Annotated in this window: 13 protein-coding genes and 1 tRNA gene; 8 read left to right on the top strand and 6 right to left on the bottom strand. The window is 40.7% G+C overall.

Going from position 1 to position 18,271, the window contains the following annotated elements:
- Positions 1-5: 5 nt before the first annotated feature.
- Positions 6-78, top strand: a tRNA-Thr gene (locus tag ACKI39_RS06870).
- 378 nt (positions 79-456) lie between these two features.
- Complete coding sequence (locus ACKI39_RS06865; RefSeq protein WP_407398960.1) at positions 457-3,414, top strand: hypothetical protein; 2,958 nt, start codon at positions 457-459, stop codon at positions 3,412-3,414.
- Positions 3,415-3,446: 32 nt separating this feature from the next.
- On the opposite strand, the gene ACKI39_RS06860 is transcribed toward ACKI39_RS06865, so the two are convergent.
- Entirely contained in the window at positions 3,447-3,968 is a 522-nt protein-coding gene (locus ACKI39_RS06860) for a hypothetical protein (RefSeq protein WP_407398958.1), read from the bottom strand.
- A gap of 305 nt (positions 3,969-4,273) precedes the next feature.
- Here ACKI39_RS06860 and ACKI39_RS06855 point away from each other — a divergent pair, with 305 nt between their 5' ends.
- Positions 4,274-4,609, top strand: a complete 336-nt coding sequence (locus tag ACKI39_RS06855; RefSeq protein WP_407398956.1) for a helix-turn-helix domain-containing protein — start codon at positions 4,274-4,276, stop codon at positions 4,607-4,609.
- 40 nt (positions 4,610-4,649) lie between these two features.
- Here ACKI39_RS06855 and ACKI39_RS06850 read toward each other — a convergent pair whose 3' ends face one another.
- Complete coding sequence (locus tag ACKI39_RS06850) at positions 4,650-6,683, bottom strand: diguanylate cyclase (protein ID WP_407398954.1); 2,034 nt, start codon at positions 6,681-6,683, stop codon at positions 4,650-4,652.
- 59 nt (positions 6,684-6,742) lie between these two features.
- Positions 6,743-6,949: a hypothetical protein gene (locus tag ACKI39_RS06845; protein ID WP_407398952.1), complete on the bottom strand. Its 207-nt coding sequence runs from the start codon at positions 6,947-6,949 to the stop codon at positions 6,743-6,745.
- A gap of 74 nt (positions 6,950-7,023) precedes the next feature.
- Between ACKI39_RS06845 and ACKI39_RS06840 the strand changes: the two genes are divergently transcribed.
- The gene (locus ACKI39_RS06840) at positions 7,024-7,383 is read left to right on the top strand and encodes an arsenate reductase family protein (RefSeq protein ID WP_407398950.1); all 360 of its coding nucleotides are present in this window, start codon (positions 7,024-7,026) and stop codon (positions 7,381-7,383) included.
- A 65-nt stretch (positions 7,384-7,448) separates the two neighbouring features.
- Here ACKI39_RS06840 and ACKI39_RS06835 read toward each other — a convergent pair whose 3' ends face one another.
- Both ACKI39_RS06835 and ACKI39_RS06830 read right to left on the bottom strand, forming a co-directional pair.
- Positions 7,449-8,909, bottom strand: a complete 1,461-nt coding sequence (locus tag ACKI39_RS06835; protein WP_407398948.1) for a TrkH family potassium uptake protein — start codon at positions 8,907-8,909, stop codon at positions 7,449-7,451.
- A complete protein-coding gene (locus ACKI39_RS06830; RefSeq protein WP_407398946.1) occupies positions 8,906-10,357 on the bottom strand; it encodes an NAD-binding protein in 1,452 nt (483 codons plus the stop codon). The genes ACKI39_RS06835 and ACKI39_RS06830 overlap by 4 nt, the downstream gene beginning before the upstream one ends.
- A gap of 61 nt (positions 10,358-10,418) precedes the next feature.
- Between ACKI39_RS06830 and ACKI39_RS06825 the strand changes: the two genes are divergently transcribed.
- From ACKI39_RS06825 to gdhA, 3 genes are all read left to right on the top strand, one after another.
- The gene (locus tag ACKI39_RS06825; RefSeq protein ID WP_407398944.1) at positions 10,419-11,600 is read left to right on the top strand and encodes an exonuclease SbcCD subunit D; all 1,182 of its coding nucleotides are present in this window, start codon (positions 10,419-10,421) and stop codon (positions 11,598-11,600) included.
- A gap of 41 nt (positions 11,601-11,641) precedes the next feature.
- Positions 11,642-14,671, top strand: coding sequence for an AAA family ATPase (locus ACKI39_RS06820; RefSeq protein WP_407398942.1), 3,030 nt, complete (start codon positions 11,642-11,644; stop codon positions 14,669-14,671).
- A gap of 119 nt (positions 14,672-14,790) precedes the next feature.
- Positions 14,791-16,146 carry an NADP-specific glutamate dehydrogenase gene (gene gdhA, locus ACKI39_RS06815; RefSeq protein ID WP_407398940.1) on the top strand — a complete coding sequence of 452 codons (1,356 nt, stop codon included), beginning with the start codon at positions 14,791-14,793 and terminating at the stop codon, positions 16,144-16,146.
- A 264-nt stretch (positions 16,147-16,410) separates the two neighbouring features.
- Here the strand turns inward: gdhA and eda are convergent, their stop codons facing one another.
- Positions 16,411-16,989 (bottom strand): bifunctional 4-hydroxy-2-oxoglutarate aldolase/2-dehydro-3-deoxy-phosphogluconate aldolase, encoded by a 579-nt coding sequence (gene eda, locus ACKI39_RS06810; protein WP_407398938.1) that lies wholly within the window; start codon positions 16,987-16,989, stop codon positions 16,411-16,413.
- Positions 16,990-17,197: 208 nt separating this feature from the next.
- On the opposite strand from eda, the gene ACKI39_RS06805 reads away from it, so the two are divergent.
- Positions 17,198-18,202 carry a LacI family DNA-binding transcriptional regulator gene (locus tag ACKI39_RS06805; protein WP_407398936.1) on the top strand — a complete coding sequence of 335 codons (1,005 nt, stop codon included), beginning with the start codon at positions 17,198-17,200 and terminating at the stop codon, positions 18,200-18,202.
- Positions 18,203-18,271 lie beyond the last annotated feature (69 nt).

Genomic DNA, 18,271 nt, shown 5'->3' with positions numbered 1-18,271 from the left:
ATATTGCCAACTTAGCTCACCTGGTAGAGCAGTTCCCTCGTAAAGAACAGGTAGACAGTTCGAGTCTGTCAGTTGGCTTAAGACCTCCAATTAAGAATTGGAGGCCTTTTTATTTTAAAAGAAGAACAAGCAGATCGAACTGTCTAGCCGAGCAGGGGCGAGGAAAAGCGTGCATGGATGCACGCGGCAGAGAGCGAAGACGCCCGAAAGGAGCGGACAGGAGGTCAGCGACTGGAGGGGTCGGTTCGAGTCTGTCAGTTGGCTTAAGGCTTCCAATTAAGAATTGGAGGCCTATTTATTTTAAAAGAAAAACAAGCAAATCGAACTGTAAGGTTGGAACAGGTCATCAAGAATAAATTGTTGATATAAAAGATTTTATTAAGTTATAATCAAGAAACAGGTAAAGCGCCTTGCGATTCTTGAAGTGATGTTAATCTCAGAGAGGTTTTTTTTATTATGAAAAGTAAGAAGTCAAATCCAATATATTGCATAATCCTATTTTTGTTTTCTATTTTTCTTTTGGGATGTGAAAATTTCTTAGATGGTGCGGACTTAAAAAATAAAATTGAAAAAGAAATAGCGCTAAATACTGCGGAAAACTATAAAGTAATTTTAACTCCAGGACAGACTGAATCTGGTTATTTTCTGGACGGTGTAAAAGAAATCAAGGTTGGTGTTCCTACCGAAATACAGTTTTCACTAAATAACAATTATTCTTTCGATGAAATTTATGCCATTGATTCATCGTCGGGAAGACTATTAGATGATTGCTTTGATTTTTCATTGCTTAGCAAGGACATGGGGATTTATAAGTATCAGATTGAGCTGTTGAAACCTGCCAGCAATATTACAATTATTGCCCGCTGTTCATTAAAAAGTGATACTAAAAAACCCGAAATTGATTTTATCAATATCTATAACACGTCAGATATAAACCACCCGTATTATCACCAGTTGACCGATAAATTGTATACCCAGAATCAGTGGGGCAATTCCAGCGAAGATATAGAAAGAAACTTCCATAAAAATCACGTTGCCAATCTTTATATTGAGGCAAGCGGAATTGATACAGACAGTGGGATTTTTACCATTGGAATTAAAGAGACTTACCTGCGTGATACCACAGATTCAACCGTTCCTAAAGAAGAATACATAAACTATTTTGGCGTAACAGATAATATTTCTGATTTTGAATTAAAGAATAAAAGTAATTATTCTTATTATCATGATTTTACTTATACTTTTAAAAGTTCTGGAAATGGACTTGTTTCCCTGGAAATGTTTTTTGTTGATAAAGCAGGAAATAAAGGAGAGTCAAAAACTTTTGAAGTTATAAAAGACACTAATGCAAAAGATATATCCAAAATATTTACAGATTTTTCATTAACAAATATTCCAGAATCTACATTTAACAACCTTACAAAAAAATACGAATCTGATTTTTCTTTTTCTTCATTTGCGTTTAATGAGGAACAATTTTATTTAAGTTGTACAAAAAGCAGATATTATTCTCTCAGTCTAAAAAACATTTCTGATTCAGAATATACATCCATAATCAGTAAAAAAGAACATAAATCCCCAAACCAAGAAAATGATTTTATAACATCTGAAATTTTGAACAGTGGCTTTAAAAGAAATGTTGATGAAGATTTATATGCTAAATTTGATATATGGCTGGAAAACGGTCTTTACGAGGAAATAGAATACATTATACCTAAACGAACACAATTAATGGCATATAGAGAATTTCCTGACGGAGCAGATAATGTAGTGGAATTACTGTTTTCTGGTAAAGGAGATTATGTACTAACCTATTACAATCGAATTGTATATACTTTCCAAAAAACAGTAAGTGACGAGCCAACAGCATTAGCATATGCAGTCTCTACTTTAAATCCTAATTACACTTCTTCTATTCAAAAAGCATTTTTTGAACAAAATGGTAATGGAATATATACCTTTTATCCTGTTTCTACACTGTCTAATAACAATACATCGTTAGACAGTCCATTGGGAAGACCATATGTTTATTATTATAAAACCGAAAATATAAATCCAACGGCACCGTTTCCTGATTTTTCTATTGATGAAACTGCTATAGAATTTCCAGTTAATTCTGGCAAAGTCTTAATAAAAGTTGACGTAGAATTCCCAGTCAATGACTTTATTTATTACATCAAAGCTTTAGATAGTCGAACAGGTTCATATATTCCGAAACTTTCTGATTCAAAAACAGTTACGGCAGATAACGGGTGCGATTATACAATTTCTTTGGTAGCTTATACTAAGGATGGAATATATGCTGGAGAATCAGAGAAAAAAATACCGCTTGTCTTGCAGAGAATAGATAATTATCCTCCAGTTTCTATATCTGATAAAACACCTATAAAGTATGAAACCCCTGAAGGAATTATTTACAGCGGAAAATTTTATGACACAGATAAAGATTTTCATATAAAATATGATATAAATGAATTGGAATTTTATTTTGTTCCAAGAGAATATGGTTCAACTTTAACAGAAGATTTTGTAAAACAGAATTTCCCAGTAATAAAAAAGCCTTATAACAATGAAAGATATGGTATTTCTGATTATTATTTGCCTTATGATGGGCTGTCTGATGGAAAATACTATTTATATATAAAAAATACTGATAACTCAGAATATAAAAACACACTTTTCCAGGCTATTGATATAGCAGGTTACTCTGGTGTTAAATTTGACGTTAAAAAAGTTATACTTAATGAAACTCCTGCTATTGAATATAAGAATGATACATTCAATATTTCAATTCCTACATATAATAAGGATATTCATGATAGAATTAAAAATAAGTTTTTTACTGGTATAAGCTATTCAGAATATCCTGCAAAACTAACTTGTTATACCTTAGGTAGTGATTTGCAATGGAAAAGCAAGCTTTCTTTTGCAGACATGACAGCTGATTCTCCAACAAAGAAAAGTAACTATTCTTTAGATAAAACTACAATTGGTTCAGAAACTAGTTTTATTAAGATATATTCAAGCTATTTATATAAATACACTTATGCAAGTGCTTCTATAAAATACCCTTGTTTTTACCTGCCGGTCTATATTTGTCCTAAATATTATTTTGATAAATTGGAATGTGATTCTTGTGATTGGTTAAGAACTGAAAATGGCATTCAAATTTTCTGTGATGCCCCTTGTTTTGTTCATACAATGTACTGTTCAAAAAAGCTTACCGAAGGAACTGGTGAACTCGATGCTGCTATTTGGGAAGCAAATGGACAGGAAACTGGAATTATGGTAAAAGATCGAAATTTCACATATAAAAGTACTAATTTGGATGGTATTGAAAAAGGAAAATTCTATACAACGATTATGCATTTTGCCGATGGCACAGTTCTTATGACAGAACCTCGAGAAAAATAGTATAAGATTCACATAGTTCTGTCAGTTGGATCTTAAGGTTTCATCTTTGGCTTTGTGAATTTGAAGAACTTTGGGGCTTTGCCGCTTATTGTCCACCCTCCGTCATAGAATCCGTTGTCGTCTGCGGTCGGAAAAACGAATATTACCTTTGCAGGATTGTTCGTGTCGTATATGAATTCATTGGAAGTCCAGTCGCGATTGGCGTTTGGGTAAGGGTATTGCTTGTCTGCTGGTGTGCATACTGTGAACCTGTATCTGCCTGGCTTGATGCTGTGTAGATACATTGCCATTCCACCGCTTAGGTAATAGGTCCTTTCATATTGATAGAGCTGCTTGGGGTTGGAAATCCATATGTAGTGAGCCTTGGTTGCAGTGTATGTAACGTCATTTCCATCCATGTCTTCAATTTTGAGCCAGCATCTCACTTCATTCATCTTCTCTGAATTTTCGGGGCGATAGATGAACAGCTCCCATGGGTTGTGCTTGATTTCACCATCTGAAAATGCATTTAGGGAAAATAGAATTGCGGCCAGGAAAACTATCAGATGTTTCATTCAATATGATTATATATGGGGAATTTGAAAAATTAAAGAGCTCCTTTAATGACACGATGGAAAAAAAATGATATAGTTTGAACATCATTTGCTGGTTTTCAAAGGCGAAAATTTAAACGGAGGATACCCATGGTAGTCGTAAAAAACGTCAAGCGTGTCAAGCATCTAAAGCGTCAGCATCATGCCGTGCGTCGTTCGTTTATTTTTGAGAATGGAGCCAACAAGGTTTTTTAATTCGACCTACACTTGATATTCATAGGTTGGCTCCTGGACTTTATTAGGTCCGTAACTAAAAGGAGATCAACATGAATACTACAATCTATACATCTAACTGCAATTCAACTTACATGACAAACGGTACTGCTAGGACTTTCATGAAGCCTGTAGTAAACCTTTCTGCAACTGGAATGAACATAAAGTCCTTGATGAAGAGTTCTGGTGTTTCTGCACGCCAGCTTCAGTTCCTTATGGATTTTCCCTATATACAGACAATCTATAACTGGACCCGTGGAATCAATCTTCCTACCATTGATAATCTTGTTGTGCTTTCAAAGATTTTCAATGTTTCCATCAATGATATTGTCATAACGGACATGGTTGAGATTTCATTGAATCCTGCCGCTGAGATAATGAGTGCTTGAGGAATTTACTGAAGGTTGAGTTTTTGCAGAAAGCTATGATTCACTCTTTTACGACAAAATCATTGATGGTGATGGTGTGTTTCCCCGCAGACTTTGACTTGTAAAGGGCTTCGTCTGCAAGGTCAAACAGCTCCTTGCAATATCCGTTTTCCGAGAATGCGATTCCTATGCTGATGGAGGATTCTACTGTGCTTGCTGATGCATCGTTGAGTGCCAGTTGGACCCTTTCGAATTTGCTCTTTACAAGAGTTTCAAGGGATTTTTCGATTCCGTTGAAGATGACAAGGAATTCATCTCCACCATAACGAATGACATTGTCTGTTGCTCTTGCGATTGTATTGAGATGAAATGCAACCTTCTTGATGATTTTGTCTCCCATTTCATGTCCGTACTGGTCGTTGATTTCCTTGAAGTCATCTATGTCGATTATGGCGAGACAGATGTTTTTTTCCTGCTTCTTTTCATACTTTGAAATGATGCTTCTGTTGTAGACTCCTGTCAACGCATCGTGTTCAGCCTTGAATGTCAGAATTGCCTTGTGAGCTCTGTCCCGCTCGTAGACAATGATAAGCAATATGATGATGAGAAAAACCAGTGAAATGAAAAATGTAAAAGATGAAAGATTGTGCCTTATGAAGTTCTTTAGGGAATAATCGCTTATCTGTGAATTTCGGTTGAGGGAATCGGTGATTACGCTTGCATTCAGCTGCGATATGGCTGACTCAAAGATGGAGAACAGACTTGTGTTTGATTTTGATACGGCAAAGGAATAGCCGACATCGTCTTCGAGCATTACATATGAAAGTCCGTCACTTGCGTCGCATGCCTTTGACCAGTAGTTCCAGGAAACTATGTCCATCAGTGTGAAGTCTATTGTTTTTCTATGGATGGCTTGAAGGGTTGCTTCTTCGGTAGAGATTCCGACTCTCTCTGTTCCTAATTTATGTTCGATTGCATACACATGCTGGGAAGGAGATCCGATGGTATAACCGAATTTCTGATATGCATCAACTTCCTTGTATTCACCTTTGTAGACAAGTCCCATTCTTTCGCGTGAAACTGGTGTTGTCTGTGTGTAGCCTATCTGCTCGGAAAGCCATACATCGTCCATTACAGGATATGCACAGTCGATTTCACCAGCCTTGAGGGAAGCTATCATGGCATTGTTGTCATGAAATTTGTAGGTTTCAAATTTTACATCAAGAGATTTCTCAAACTGTGTAAGGATGTCGGCTAGAAGTCCTGTCATTTCGCCTGTCTTCGGATTTTCTCCGCAGTAAGGCATGGTGCTTGTCCTGTATCCTATTTTTATTGTTGGATGGTCCTTTAGATATATAAGCTCATCGCTTGTAAAGGTTGTCCTTACGATGGACTTCTTGAAGAACTTATCGCGAAGCTGGTTGTTGTAGTTTGGATTTGATTCGTGGTTGTGCATCATCGCTGAATTAAGCTGCTTTAAAAGGTCCGGTCTGTTTTTCTGGACGGCAAAGAAAAATGGACTGCTTCCAATGGAGAAGGTAGGACGAAATCCATCCATAGAGAAACCGTCAGTCGTTACCATCGCATCGATTTTCCCTGAGTTGATCTTTTCAAGCCTGTCCTGTACCCCGTCGCATGGAACTACTGTGCAGTCCAGGTTATGCTCCCTGATGAAATTTTCCAGAAGTGTTTGATTCATGCTGTTTTTGTTGACACCGATTTTCTTTCCGTTGAGACTTGCGATGTCCAGCATGGAAATCCTTGTTTCCTGTTCTGGAACAAAAATGTAATAATGTTCTTCTCCCATGGGCATTGAAGAAAAATTCATCAGCTTCCGTCGTTCATGGGTAATGGAAACATCGTCGATGATATCTATTCTTCCTGCAAGAAATTCTTCATAGACTTCGGACCATGTTCCATAGCAGTATTCATAAGTCCAGCCTGTGTAGTTGGCAATCATTGAATAGTATTCGTAACCGTATCCTTTCTTGATTTCCAGATCACTTTGACCAACATGGAAAACATTGTCAGAAAAATATCCTACGCGGATTTTTTTAATGTCATCTGCAAAGGATGAGAAAACAAATGCGACCAAGAGTGCAAGTAAAAGACTCTTTTTATAGATAAAACTCAACATATTCACTTTAAGGATAATTAATCTTCATTCAGATTTTCTTCGGAAGATTCGGAATTCCTTTCAAGAAACATTTCGGCATCTTCATGACCATGTTTCTTGTTCCATTCAGTATAGGTTCCTGGAGTCTGGTCGGCAGTCTTCCTTTTGTTTTCCGGCGTCTTTCTTATCTTTATAGGATTGGAATATTGCCTTCTCATCATTGCATAATATTCACTGTCGTCCATATGGTAACCCCTTGTGATGGATATTATATCATGATTTTTAGGTTTTGTAGTCAATATTGTGGTATAATTCTTCCATGGCAATTCAAATTTTCGGTACAACTAAATCTTTTGACGTAAAAAAGGCTGAGCGTTATTTTGCGGAACGACGAATTCCGTTTCAGAAAATCGATCTTAAGGAAAAAGGAATTTCCAAAGGTGAGCTGGAAAGCGTTGTTGCATGTCTTGCAAGAAAAGCAGGGGGAAGGACCCAGGCGATTGAAATGCTTGCAGACAAAAACAACAAGGACTATGCAAGCTTTGCATATCTTGATGACGGCGATAAGGAAGCAAAGCTGCTGGAAAATCCTCTGTTAATGGTTCAGCCAGTGGTACGTAACGGAAAGGATGCAGCTACAGTAGGTTATGACCCTGAGACATGGAAGAGCTGGTGTTGATTTTTGAAAACACCAATTTAAAATAAAAGGCGCCTGGAATTGCAATGCAGTCCCAGGCGTTTTTTTTACTTTTTCCAGAATGAAGGTGTAAGGAATACAAAAAGGGTGAACATTTCAAGTCGCCCTGCAATCATGGCAAAGCAGTAGAACCATTTTACTGGAGTTGCCAGCCAACCGAAATTGCATGATGGACCCAATGCGTTGTATCCAGGTCCGATGTTTCCAATCATCGAAGCCGCACCTGTAAAGGCAGTCAATACATCCATTCCAAAAAGGGCTCCAAAGAAGGTCGTGAATATCAGAAGAAAGAAGTAAAGGCAGAAAAATGCCATTACTGTCGGAATGATTTCTTTTCTTGCAGTCTGCTGGTTCAGTCTCACTGTAAAGATTCCGTGTGGATGGATCATTTTCTGAACTTCCATCTTCAATACCTTGTGGAAGATTATCCATCTTACGACCTTTACTCCTCCTGATGTTGAGCCGGAAGAACCGCCGATGAAAAAGAGCATGAAGATCAGTGCCTGGCTTGCTGGAGACCAAAGGGTAAAGTCGCTGGTTGCAAATCCTGTGGTGCTTACAATCGTTGCCACTTGGAATGAAGTAAACCTCAATGTCCTGAATATGCTTCCAAACTGTCCTCTTTCAAAAATTGTCAAAAGGATTATTGAGATGATGTTGAGTCCAAGGTAGCACTTCAACTCTGAATTGTTCTTAAGCTCTGAGAACTGCCTTGCAAATACATAGAAGTAGAGAGAGAAGTTGATTCCCGAGAGGAACATGAATGTAAAGCAGATCATGTCGATCGCCGTGCTGTTGTAGGCTGCGATGCTTTCGTTTCGTGTGGAAAATCCACCCGTTCCCAAGGTCGAGAAGGCGTGGCTTAAGGCATCAATGAAATCCATTCCTGCAAGCTTAAGGAGTATTGCTTCCGTTACGGTCATTCCAAGATAGATGAACCAGAGAATTTTTGCTGTCGTTGTGATTCTTGGTGTGAACTTTCCTTTTTCTGGACCTGTGGTTTCGGCTTTTATGAGCTGGAAGCCACCGATGCCGAGGATAGGAAGAAGGGCGACAGTAAGGGCTACGATTCCCATACCTCCAAGCCAGTGGGTAAGACAGCGCCACATGTTTATGCTGCGTGGAAGGCTTTCTATTTCGGACAGAATTGTCGAACCTGTAGTAGAAAAACCTGATACGCTTTCAAACACCGCATCGGTTATGCTTGGTATTGCACCGCTTGCATAGAGTGGAATTGCACCGAAAAGACAGGCTCCTATCCATGCCACTGCGACAACGACAAAACTTGCCCTTGCGGTGAGCTTTGCCTTCTGCCTGTGCTTTATGCTCAGGAATAAAAGTCCGAGCACAATGCTTATTGCCATCGGTATCAGAAAAGAAGGAATCACTGAATATTCTTTGCAATAGACTGCTGTTGCTACAGGAATTGAGAAGGAAAACCCTACTATCGCAATTATAAGAAAGAGTACCCTGAATACTGTTATTGTTACTGTTGATTTGTATTTCATTTGCTGAATTTTTCCAGGACCTTTTTGTCCCCTGTCTTTTCGATTATTACAAGGTGGTCGCCTGCAGATAGCACTGTGTTTCCCTGTGGAAGCTCAAAGTTCTTGCTTCCTGGTTTCTTGATCAAGAGAACCAGATACTGACCTGGGTTTGCAATGTCCTTCAATGCCTTGCCTGCAAATTTGCTGTTTGCAGAAAGATCACATTCAACGATTTCAAATTCTCCGTTTGATACAGTATGAATTCCTGTAACGCTCTTTCCGTGAAGATGGCTAATGATGGAATCTACCAGGGTGTCTCGCATAGGAATTGCAACTTCAATGCCAAGCCTGCGTGCGATGTTTCCGTATTGGGCCTGATTAACGAGTACGATGGATTTTTCAACTCCAAGGGATTCAAGATAGGCTGAAATTACCATGTTAAGCTCATGGTTGTGTGTGGCGCAGATAAGAAGGTTGCATTTATCAAGCCTTTCTTCTTCAATAATGTCTCCGTCTGTAATGTCGGCATGAACAACATTTGCCGTAGGAAATTTATCTTTTGCGGCTTCGCATAGATCATGATCCGTGTCGATGATGGTGACTGACTGTGTGGATTTTTTTGTAGCCCCGAAAAGTCTTGTAAGGAGTGAATTCTTTTCCCTTTCGATGATACGCTCTGCGACAATTGTTCCGACTCTTCCGATTCCGCAGAGGCAGATCCTCTTTATGACATCGATCTGGATTCCGCAGAGGTTAAGCATTTCCGCAATGTTTTCCTTTGCCGTAATGATACCGATTCTGTCACCAGCGTGAAGAATTGTTTCTCCACTTGGAAGTGCGCTCACCATGTTGTCGGAGTCAGGATCTCTTGTTTCCTGATAGACTACAAGGAATTTCTTGTCTGTAAGGTTTCTGATGTTCTTGAGTGCTGTACCGTCAAGCATGCTGTCCTTTTCGATCTGAAGGGCAGTTACTTCATATTCCCCGTTTTCGCCGAAGTCAACGATGTCACTGATGGCTCCATGCTCAACAGCCTTTACGATAGCCTCCGCTGCTTCAACATCTGGGTGAACCATGTAGTCGATTCCATAAAGTGGGCGATGGTTTCCTTTGAAAGTATCGGCGTGGTGTTTTGCCGCATCATTTGTGTTCACATAGTATGCGTAATTTCTTACACGGGCTATCTTGAGGATGTTTGGATAGACGGCATCGACAAGTGAACATGTGATCATGTTTACTTCGTCGTTGTTTGTCACTGCAACAAGGGCATCCTGTTTTTCAATTCCGTGTTCCTCAAGATTTTCAAGGTTGTTTCCGTCCACTGCAAATGCATCGCAATCTAACTGACCCTTTACGTTTTCGATGGTCTCTTCATTGTTGTCGATGATGGTTACTGTGTTCTTCTCATTGAGCAGGCGTTTTGCAAGCTGTATGCCTGTGAAACCTGCTCCGATAATCATAATGTTCATTTGCTTCAATTATATCATTTTTATTTGCCAATTTCACCAATTATTCCTATATTCTATTAATATGAAATTTCTACATACAAGTGACTGGCATCTGGGGAAAGTTCTATTTGACCATTCCCTGATAGAAGACCAGAGACATTTTCTGAATCAGATCATCGATGAACTTGAAAAGGCGGAATCTGAAAATTCTGCCTACGATGCACTTATAGTTGCAGGCGACATTTATGACAAGGCGATTCCTGCTCCAGAAGCTGTTCCTCTATTCAGTGAATTCCTTCGTGAAGTCCATGAAAAATTTCCTGGGCTGGAAATGTTCTTCTCTTCGGGAAACCATGACAGTCCTACAAGATTGAGTTTTGCTTCTGGGCTTCTGCATAGTCAGAACATTCATATCGTGACGGAGGGTAAGGAATGCGACAGAGGTGTTGTTGTCGGTGATGCTGTGGTGTATCAGATTCCATTCCTTTTGCAGGGTTCCTTGCTTGATGAAGAAGGAAAAGTACTTCGCCATCAGGATGAGCTGATTGAAGAGGCGTGCAGAAGAATTCTTAAGGCGCATGAGCAGTACAGTTGTAAAAGCATTCCTTCTATCGTAAGCGCCCATGTCTTTGCAAGCAACAGTGATCTTTCAGGCTCAGAAAGGAATTTTGTCGGGACTGCAGAACAGGTTGATGCAAAGAAATTCAAGGCTTTTGACTATGTGGCACTGGGGCATATCCACGGTAAGCAGAAAACCTGCAGTGAAAATGTCTGCTATTCAGGTTCTCCTCTTTCATATAATTTCGGTGAAGGTTCAGATAAGGTGATGCTCAGTGTCACAGTTACAAAGGATGGAGTTGAAAAAAGAGAAATCCCTTTTGTTCCATTGCACAAGGTCACAAGGATAGAAGGTAAATACGAGGATTTCCTTGGCAGCAGATACGATGAACATAAGGATGATTACCTTGAGCTTATATGCACCGATAATATCGTTCATGAAGCTCCATTGGAAACCCTGCGGAATAAATTTCCTAACATACTGTCTTTCCGTGTCGCTAGGACTGAATCGAGCGGCCAGAACATGGCGGTGGCAGAACGCAAGAAGGCTTTGGACAACATAGCTTCTGGTGATTATGGAAAAATATTTGACCTTTTCATAACGGACGTGTATCGAAACCATCCAGGCGAGGAAATGACTGAAGTCTATGAGGATGAAAAGAAGCTTTTTACAAAAACGGCAAAAGAAGTAGAGGCTGAAGAGTAAAAGGATACAAGGACAATCAGATGAAACCATTGAGCATACACATGAAAAATATAGGTCCTTTCGTGGACGAAAAATTGGATTTTACCCAGTTGGACGAAGTGTTTCTTCTTTGTGGGGACACAGGAGCTGGAAAAACTACTATCTTTGATGCAATGACATTTGCGATTTATGGAGAATTTCTTGGAGCAAGAAAAGGTAAGGCAAAGGATTTTCGTTCCCAGTTTGCGAAAGAAGATGACGATAGTTCCGTTGAACTGGAATTCTCTTCAGATGGTGAAAAGTACAGGGTTGTCAGAACTCTTCCCCGTCCATATGTAAACAGGAACAAAAAAGCATCTGTGGAAGCATCAAAGCTTACGGTGGAAAAATGGAACGGAAGTTTGTCTTCGTATGAATTCCTTAACGCGGGTAAAGCTGAGTTGGATGCAATGCTTGTTGAAATCGTAGGTCTCAGTGCTCCTGAATTTTCAAAGATTGTTGTTCTTCCACAGGGAGAATTCTCAGAATTCCTTCGTTCCAATTCAAATGTAAAGCAGGATATCCTCAAGAAACTTTTCCCCGTGGATTTCTATCAGTCTATTGTGGAAAAGGTTAAGGAAAAAAATGATGACCTTAAGAAAAAAATCGATCTTGCGGATGTTGAGGTAAAGGGACTTCTTAAGAATGTTGATTTTACTGATGCGGAGGAAAAACTTGCTTCTTTGGATAAGGATCTTGAAGATAATAAAAAGGATCTGAAGGCATTGAGGATCAGCAAGGAAGATTTTGAAAAAGAGACAACCAGGCTTGATGCTGAACTGAAACTGGCGGTTGAACTTGAAGATGCTGTTTTGGAGAGGGACACTCTTGAAAAGAAGATTCCAGAGATAGAAGGAATAGAAAGAAAACTTAAGCTTGCAGATGATGCGGATGCTGTCGTGCCTTTCATTGAAAACAAGAAACAGCGTCAGGAAGACGAGTTGAAAGCAAAGGCGTATCTCGAAGAAGTCATAGGGCTTGCAGAAGCTGCAAAAGAAAAATATGACGATCTCAAGGGAAAAGAAAATGATATTTTGAAGCTGTCAAAGGCAAATGAGGAAAACAGGATTGCCCTCAAGGACTACAATGACAAGCTTGATGCTGCTGAAAAGCATGCCGTTGAGATGAAACGCAATGCTGTTGCTAAAGAAAAAGCTCAGAAAGCAAAGGAACTTCTGTCTAAGGAAATGGATTCCCTTGAAAGCTTTGAAAGGGCTTTGAGTGCTCATGCAGAATCTGTTGGCATACCTTGCAAAGATATGAAGTCTGCTGAAATCTATCGACGTATTGTGGACAGCTTTAACGAGGCAAGGGAGCTGAGTCATACGGCTGCACAGTTGTATAACTATGCAGTTGAAGCCGAGGAATGTGCATCCAACATTGATTCCACCCAAAAGGAACTGGTGGATCTTGAAAAGGAAAAGGAAAACTGTTCAAGGCAGATAGAGAACAACAATTCTCTGCTTGCCGAGTATAAAGAAAGAAAAGAAGATGAGGCTGCAAAAAATACTGCTTTTACACTTGTATCCCGTCTTAAACCTGGGTGTCCATGTCCTCTCTGTGGTGCTACTGAACATCCATCTCCTGCTGTAGCTCCGAAGGAATTGCTTGATCTTGATGAAAAGATTGCGACAGCGGAGCGTTCCGTCAAGACTGAGACAGAACTTCTTGCAAGGCTTTCAGAAGAAATTGCTTCAAAGAAAACTATCCTTGAAAAGTTCAGGGAAGATCTTTCTGTATGCAATGAAAAATGCAAGGGCATCACTCTGGAAAAGGCAAGGCTTGACGCAGACTCGGCAAAAGAAAAAATGTATGCGCTCCAGAATGTTTCCGAGGCCTGCAGTAGGTTTGTCGAGAATATTGATGAATCCAATGCAAGAATTGAAGAACTTAAGGATCTTGTTTCCAGATCTGATGCTGAACTTGCTTCCATCGCAGCAACCATAAATGCTTATGAAGAGCAGATGAAGAAAATCGGTGGAAAAGTTACATCTGTAGATGAAATCAGAAAAAACATAGAAAACCTTGAGTCTCTTATGGATGAGCAGCAGGAAAAGGTTGATGACTTTAAAAAGGCTTTTGAAGATGCTGGACTTAAGCTTGAAAAATACAATGCAATGCGTGGAGAAAGCCAGAATTCCCTTGGTGCCGCAGAGGAAAAACATAAAGAGGCACAGTCCATTCTTTCCGAAAAGCTTGGAGAATCAAAGTTTGCCGATGAAGATGAAGCCTTGTCCTGCTTTGTTGAAAAATCTGAGAAAAAACTGATGAAGGAATCTGTAAAGGAATTCCGTGACAGGCAGTCCAAGCTTGAGACAGGTATTTCTGTTCTTTCTAAGAAGGTGTCTGAAAAATCTTCCGTTCTTCAAAAAAAGGCAGAAAAACTTGAAGCGGAAATTGAAGCGCTTGATGTACGCATTGATGAAGTTTCGGCAAAGATTGAATCCATTTTTGCTGACAAGACAGGATTCGAGAAAGACTATTCAAAGTACAGGGAAAAGTCAGCGGAGCTTTCAAGACTGGAATCAGAAGGTAAGGCAATCTCGCAGCTGTGGAAGGATCTCTCTGGTGGAAATCCTTCAAAGGTTCAGTTTGAGACCTGGTTCCTGGGACTTTATTTTGATGACGTCGTAGTATGTGCCAACCGTCATCTCCTTAAAATTTCCAGTGAGCGTTATGAATTCAAGATGGACACAGATAAGACAGGTGGAAATTCCTACCATGGGCTTGATCTTGTTGTTCATGATTATCAGGTGAACAAGGACCGTGATACAGCGACACTCAGCGGTGGTGAAACCTTCATGGCATCCATAAGTCTTGCACTAGGCCTTACGGAGGTCGTCCAAAAGACAAGCCGCCTTGATTCCCTTTTCATAGATGAAGGTTTTGGTTCTCTGGATAAAGAAAGTCTTGAGATGGCGGTAGGAGTTCTTCAGGACATAGGCAATACCAGGACCGTTGGAGTTATATCCCATGTTGAGGAAATGCTGGATGCCATTGCCTGTCATGTATATGTGAAGAAGACAAAAAAAGGCTCACACATTTTATTGTAAATTTCGGAAGTGATATGGGAATTTAGTTAGATTTTACTTTGCAAAATACTTAAAAAAGTTTAGTATTACTTAAGTTATAGTCGCAGTATTGTGGCTTAAAAATTGTAAGGGGTTATAGTATGGAATACAAAATTACTAACGCTTATTGTAAACGTGTTTGGGATGATCTCAGCGCTCGCTATGCAGATCAGGGGCACTTCCTCCAGGCTGCAGGTCTCGTTCTTCAGACAATTTCACCTGTAGTAGACAAGATGCCAGAACTTGAAAAGACAGCAGTTCTTGAAAGACTTACAGAACCAGAAAGAATCATCATGTTCCGTGTACCTTGGACAGATGACAAGGGTGTACCACACGTAAACCGCGGATACCGCGTTCAGTTCAACAGCGCAATCGGACCTTACAAGGGAGGCCTCCGCTTCTCTCCAGAAGTAGGTCTCGACGTTCTCAAGTTCCTCGGATTCGAACAGATCCTCAAGAACTCTCTTACAACACTCCCAATGGGTGGCGGAAAGGGTGGTTCAGACTTTGACGCTCACGGAAAATCAGAAGGCGAAGTTATGCGCTTCTGCCAGTCATTCATGACAGAACTTTATCGCCACATCGGTGCTGACACAGACGTTCCAGCTGGAGACAAGGGTGTTGGTGGACGCGAAGTAGCTTGGATGTTCGGTCAGTACAAGAGAATCGCAAACGTATGGACAGGTGTTCTTACAGGTAAGGGACTTGACTTCGGTGGTTCTTTGATCCGCCCAGAAGCAACAGGTTACGGTCTCATCTACTTTGCAGAATGTATGCTTGCAAAGATGGGAACAGACTTCAAGGGAAAGACATGTCTCGTTTCTGGTAAGGGTAACGTTGCTCAGTACGCAACAGAAAAGATCAACCAGCTCGGTGGTAAGGTTATCACACTTTCTGACTCGTCTGGATACATCCTTGATGAAGATGGAATCGATGCTGAAAAGCTCGCATACATCACAGAACTTGCAAACACAAAGGCACGCATTTCTGAATATGTTAAGAAGTATCCAAAGGCTAAGTTCTTCGCTGGAGAAAAGCCATGGGGAGTTAAGGCCGACTATGCATTCCCTTGTGCTACACAGGATGAAATCTACGAAGAAGATGCAAAGAAGCTCGTAGCAAACGGCATCAAGCTTGTTGCTGAAGGTGCTAACATGCCAACACGTGCAGAAGCTATCGCTTACCTCCAGGCAAACGGTGTACGCTTCGCTCCTGGTAAGGCAGCTAACGCTGGTGGTGTTGCAGTATCTGGTCTCGAAATGTCACAGAACAGCGAACGCCTCTCATGGACACGTGAAGAAGTTGATGCAAAGCTCAAGAACATCATGACACAGATCCACGACAACGCATGGAACACAGCTAAGGAATTTGCAACAGAAGGCGACTACGTTTCTGGCGCAAACATCTACGGCTTCCTCAAGGTTGCTCGTGCAATGATGGCACAGGGACTTTGTTAATAAGATCCATCCTCGAGTCTGCGTAAAGCCGAGCCGCGTTATGCGAGGTAGCAGACTCGTAGAGGAAACTGCCTGCAGTTTCCTCCTGGCTCAGGGTCTCTGCTAATGGGCGGAAGCATTTGCTTCCCTAGGAGCTGATTCCTTTTGTAACTTCCGCCGCACGAATTGCGCGGCAATTCGTGTAAAGGCTGTTTAGTTATGCGGGATAAAAAAAGCGGTTAAGGTTTTCCTTAGCCGCTTTTCTATTTTAAATTGTCTGTCAGTTTACTTTAATATCCAGCTGCCGCCTACGCAGAAGACATTTTTCAGTTCAGCATAGTCCTTGTAGTTCCTTTCGTTTATTCCACCTGTGGGCATGAACTTTACCTGTGGAAACGGTCCTGAAAGTGCTTTGAGCATTTTGATTCCGCCTAAAGCCTCTGCAGGAAAAAACTTAAGGTGGGTAAGTCCGTAGGATAGGGCAAGTTCTATTTCGGATGGTGTTGCGACTCCTGGAAATACAGGCGCTCCGTTCTCAAGACACCATTCTACGGTTGCTGGATTCAATCCCGGAGAAACTATGAATTCGGCACCTGCATCCTTTGCCATTTCGGCAAGTTCCGCATTGATTACGGTTCCGGCTCCTACCATAAGTTCTGGGTATTTTTCACGGACAGACTTTATTGCTTCTGCAATCATCCTGTGGCCTGAAAGTCCTTCAGTTGTGCGGAAGGTAATTTCTACAGCTCCGATTCCTTTTTCAATGGCTTTTGCTGCTGTCTCAAGGGCTGAATCAATATCCTTTACCGTTATTACCGGAATGACACCTGTGCGTGCCATTTTTTCTGCCGTATTTTCAAACATGCTTCTATTTTAGATTAGAAATGGATTTTTTACTACTGAAAATGAAAATTGGAAACGTTATGATTTTTGTATCATTTTCTTAAAATTTATAAAAAAAAAGTTTGACAGCAGTAATCAACACGTGTATACTAATCGTGTTGAGCAAACGTTTTTTCTTGTTTTTGTTAAAACAGTGAATTAAACTTTAGTTACATATCGGGAATTGAGTATGGAAAGAGTGGCATCGGCAGTTACAATTGCAGATATTGCAGAAAAACTTGGTGTTTCCAAGTCTACTGTGTCTCGTGCGATCAATTGCAAGGGGCGTATCGGTGCGGAAACTCGCCGTAGAATCATAGAAATGGCGGAGTCCTGCAACTATATTCCTAATCAGATGGCAAAAGGTCTGGTCTTAAGGCGTACTTTCAACATCGGCGTAGTCATTCCACGGGATGCTGATAAAGGCGATATTCCTTTCTTTCAGAATTGCCTGGTTGGTATCTCAGAGGCAGCCTATAAGCTCGACTATGATGTGGTTCTTGTTGTCCAGGCTGGAAATGATATCACTCCCTTAAGGAGGCTTGTTGCCAACAGGAAAGTTGACGGAGTCATCCTTACGCGACTTGAGGAGGATGATGAGTCTGTAAGGTTCCTTAAGAAAGAGAGAATACCTTTCCTTGTCTTCGGTACTTCCGATGATGAGGAACTGTATCAGATAGACAGCGACCAGGTTTCAGGCTGCTTTGAAATGACCAGGTTCATGATAAGCAAAGGGTGCAGCCGTGTCGCGGTGCTGGGAGGCAACATCAACTACAGGGTGAATGCATTCCGCTACAAGGGGTTTGTGGATGCATGCATATCAAGCGGTATTTCCCTTGATGGCTGTCCTGTTTATTGGGATATGGACAATCAGAAGGCTTTGGATGAAACACTTCCAGATATTATGAAGGATAATCCACAGTGCCTTGTCTGCATGGATGATGCGATCTGTGTCTATGTACTCAAGTGGTTGAGGCAGAATGAATATGAGATTCCTGCGGATATCCAGGTGATTTCTTTCTATGACAATCAGGTTTTGGAAAACAATACTCCACCTGTAACGGCATTGAATGTCAATGTTTCCAATTTTACAGGAGAAGCAAGCAAGGTGCTGATCGGTCTTGTTGAAGGAAAGGAAGTCCCAAGGAAGACCGCTGTTGGATATGAGCTTAGGATAAGGGAATCATTCCGTTGATTCGGTTTGTATAGATTTGTAATCAATATCGGCCTGGATAAAAGAGAAAATTCCAGAGCCTGATTCTTC

The sequence above is a fragment of the Treponema sp. genome, assembly GCF_045641405.1.
GTDB lineage: Bacteria > Spirochaetota > Spirochaetia > Treponematales > Treponemataceae > Treponema_D.
This window is presented reverse-complemented; position numbering and strand designations above follow the sequence as displayed.